The 3,123-nt window shown below is 43.9% G+C and carries 6 protein-coding genes; 5 read left to right on the top strand and 1 reads right to left on the bottom strand.

What is annotated here, in order from left to right; all coding sequences use genetic code 11:
- Positions 1-189: 189 nt before the first annotated feature.
- Positions 190-786 carry a peroxiredoxin gene (locus Q0257_RS07205; protein ID WP_005871241.1) on the bottom strand — a complete coding sequence of 199 codons (597 nt, stop codon included), beginning with the start codon at positions 784-786 and terminating at the stop codon, positions 190-192.
- A 180-nt stretch (positions 787-966) separates the two neighbouring features.
- Here Q0257_RS07205 and Q0257_RS07200 point away from each other — a divergent pair, with 180 nt between their 5' ends.
- From Q0257_RS07200 to plsX, 5 genes are all read left to right on the top strand, one after another.
- Positions 967-1,251: a 4Fe-4S dicluster domain-containing protein gene (locus tag Q0257_RS07200; protein WP_005871245.1), complete on the top strand. Its 285-nt coding sequence runs from the start codon at positions 967-969 to the stop codon at positions 1,249-1,251.
- A gap of 107 nt (positions 1,252-1,358) precedes the next feature.
- Positions 1,359-1,772, top strand: coding sequence for a nucleoside-diphosphate kinase (gene ndk, locus Q0257_RS07195; RefSeq protein WP_177388469.1), 414 nt, complete (start codon positions 1,359-1,361; stop codon positions 1,770-1,772).
- Between the two features lie 9 nt (positions 1,773-1,781).
- Complete coding sequence (locus Q0257_RS07190; RefSeq protein WP_298023385.1) at positions 1,782-2,135, top strand: hypothetical protein; 354 nt, start codon at positions 1,782-1,784, stop codon at positions 2,133-2,135.
- Between the two features lie 18 nt (positions 2,136-2,153).
- Positions 2,154-2,300, top strand: coding sequence for a 50S ribosomal protein L32 (rpmF, locus tag Q0257_RS07185; RefSeq protein ID WP_005871250.1), 147 nt, complete (start codon positions 2,154-2,156; stop codon positions 2,298-2,300).
- 4 nt (positions 2,301-2,304) lie between these two features.
- Positions 2,305-3,123, top strand: an 819-nt coding sequence (plsX, locus tag Q0257_RS07180; protein WP_298023382.1) for a phosphate acyltransferase PlsX, incomplete at its 3' end; no start/stop codon positions are given.

Here is a 3,123-nt window from a genome sequence, read left to right as displayed (position 1 = left end):
GGAATTTTTGGAATTTTTGGAATTTTTGGAATTTTTGGAATTTTTGGAATTTTTGGAATTCCGCCGCCGCGACTTAAAATTTTGGCAGCGGAATTTAGAAAGCTTTGCGAGCTTTAATAGCCTGCGCAAGGCTAAATTTAAACCTTACGCGATTAGAACTTCATACGCTCGCGTGAAGAATTTCACAAATTATAGTTTGCTTGCATTTTTGCCTAGATAATCCGCGACGCCCTTAGGATCCGCTTTCATCCCTGCGTCGCCTTTGTGCCAGCCTGCAGGGCAGACCTCGCCGTGCTCGTTCGTAAATAGCATCGTATCGACCATTCTTAGCATCTCGTCGATATTTCTGCCAAGCGGTAAGTCGTTGATGACTGCGTGGCGGACTGTGCCGTCTTTATCGAGTAGGAAGCTGCCGCGAAGCGCTACGGCGTTGCCGAACAGCACGTCGAAGCTGCGTGCGATATCCTTCGTAATATCCGAAACTAGCGGGAACTGCACTTTGCCGATACCGCCTGCGTTTACCGGAGTATTTTTCCATGCAAGATGCGTAAATTCGCTATCGCAGCTAACGCCGATAACTTCGATACCCTTGGATTTGAAATCTTGATATCTGTGATCGAATGCAATGATCTCGCTCGGGCAGACGAAGGTAAAATCTTTTGGATAAAAGAATACGACCGCGCCTTTTTCGCCGATATTTTTATAGAGGTTGAAATCCTCAACTATTTCGTTGTTGCCTAAAACCGCAGTTGCCGTGAAATCAACGGCTTTGTTGGTTACTATCATTTGTTTCTCCTTGTTAATAAAATTTATGATGGCGATTATACATTTTAAAACTTTATATTTGCTGAAATTTGATGAAAATTTTTATATAATAAAATTTATTTGCTTGATAATATTAAATTTTATCATTTTTTAAATTTAGTATGTTATCATCGCACTTCATTTTTTGATAAAGGAGAAACAATGGCTGTAAAAATCACCGATATTTGCATTAGCTGCGGCTCATGCATCGACGAGTGTCCGGTAAATGCGATCGTGGACGATAGCGATAACCCAAGCGGCGAGGATAGCTACTACGTATATGCCGATAAATGCGTCGAGTGCGTGGGTTACAACGACGAGCCGGCTTGCGCTAGCGCCTGTCCGACCGATGGCTGTATCGTCTGGAGCGACATCGTAGCGGGTCAACCTAGCAGGGATAGTATAGGTGCGGATCTACGCAGCGGAGATACCCCGGTATTTGCCTAGCAGATAAAATTCCGCGATCAAATGCGCGGAATTTTAATTCATTCAATCCTTAAATAAATTTTAACCTATTTTTCGATACAATCCGCCTTTCACTTTAAGGAGATTATATGCAGCAAACGCTTTCTATTATTAAGCCCGATGCCGTTAAAAAGGGCGTTATCGGCAAAATTATCGATCGCTTTGAAAGCCACGGACTAAGAATCGCAGCGGCTAAAAAATTATGCCTAAGCGCCGAAGATGCGGGTAAATTTTATGAAATTCACAAGGATCGCCCTTTTTATAAGGATCTGATTGAGTTTATGACTAGCGGTCCGGTGGTCGTGATGGTGCTTGAAGGCGATGATGCCGTAGCTAAAAATCGCGCGCTAATGGGCGCTACCGATCCGAAAAAAGCCGATAAAGGCACGATCAGAGCGGACTTTGCGGACAGCATCGACGCTAATGCCGTTCACGGCAGCGACAGCCTAGAAAACGCAAAAACCGAGATCGCATTTTTCTTTGCAAAAAGAGAAATTTGCTAAGAGTGCCGCGTGAAGATCGCTTTTGCTAAAATTTCCGCCGCGCCCGTGCCGTTTGAAATTTCGCAAGACGGGCTTAAATTTAGCGGAAATTTAAAACGAAAAGACTCCAAGTTTGTCGAGTGCAAAGGCGAAATCAAGGGTAAAATTCCATACATTTGCGATCGTTGCGGTAAAGAATTCGATCTTGACGTGAGCGAGAGCGTAAATTTGCTTTTAAGCGAAGGCGTTTTTAACGATGAAAGGCACGAGAGCTTGGACGTTATGGAGTTTTTCGGCGCCGAAGTTGATGTGGATGAAATTTTAAGAAGCGAAACGGAAGCTTTTAAAAGCGACTATTTTTATTGCGAAGAATGCAAGAATTAAATTTATAAAGGAGAAAAAATGGCAGTTCCAAAGCGAAGAGTTAGTAAAACTCGTGCGGCGAAAAGACGCACTCACTACAAAGTGACCCTTCCGATTCCCGTCAAAGATAAAGACGGAAGCTGGAAAATTCCGCATAGAATAAACAAAACTACGGGCGAATATTAATCCGATGATTTCCGTTGCTATAGACGCGATGGGCGGTGATTTCGGCTGCGAGCCGATAATAAACGGAGTCGTAGATGCGCTGCGAGAGCGTAAATTTAATGCATTTTTGGTAGGCGACGAAGCGCAAATCAAGCCTTTTATTCCACAAGATCAAGGCTTTGAGAAATATATCACTTACGTAGCTGCAAGCGAAGTTTTCGAGATGAAAGAGGGCGCAACCGACGCTCTTAAACGCAAAGAGAGTAGCATCTTTAAAGCGGTCGATCTAGTAAAAGACGGCACTTGCAAAGCCGTGGTATCAGCAGGACATAGCGGCGCTACGATGAGCCTTGCTACGCTTCGCATAGGAAGGCTGAAAGGCATTTTACGCCCGGCGATTGCTACGCTGATGCCAAATTCCATAGGCGGTCGCACGCTTGTGCTAGATGTGGGCGCTTATGTGGATTGTAAGCCTGAGAATTTGTTTCAATTCGCGATTATGGGCGAAGCATATGCCAAGGAGATTATGGGTTTAAACGCACCACGCATCGGCTTATTATCCAACGGCGAGGAGGATAGTAAAGGCAACGAGGTAACAAAAGAAACCTTTCATATGCTTAAGAAGATGCAAAATTTTATCGGAAATGTCGAAGGCAATCAAATTTTTGACGGCTCCGTGGATGTCGTAGTTTGCGACGGATTTATCGGTAACATTATGCTAAAATCCAGCGAAGGCGTCGCGAGCGCTATCGGCAAACTTATCAAAAACGAAACAAAAAAATCTCCGATTGCTATCGCTGGCTCCATTTTGATGAAGCGCGTCTTTAAGATAATCAAAAAAAGC

The sequence above is a fragment of the uncultured Campylobacter sp. genome, from assembly GCF_938018035.1.
GTDB lineage: Bacteria > Campylobacterota > Campylobacteria > Campylobacterales > Campylobacteraceae > Campylobacter_B.
Note: the sequence above shows the minus strand (reverse complement) of the source record. Positions and strands in the feature narration are given on the sequence as shown.

Coding starts and splice junctions, on each gene's coding strand:
- Q0257_RS07200 (WP_005871245.1), top strand. CDS start 967: ATGGCTGTAAAAATCACCGATATTTGCATTAGCTGCGGCTCATGCATC.
- rpmF (WP_005871250.1), top strand. CDS start 2,154: ATGGCAGTTCCAAAGCGAAGAGTTAGTAAAACTCGTGCGGCGAAAAGA.
- Q0257_RS07205 (WP_005871241.1), bottom strand. CDS start 786: ATGATAGTAACCAACAAAGCCGTTGATTTCACGGCAACTGCGGTTTTA.
- ndk (WP_177388469.1), top strand. CDS start 1,359: ATGCAGCAAACGCTTTCTATTATTAAGCCCGATGCCGTTAAAAAGGGC.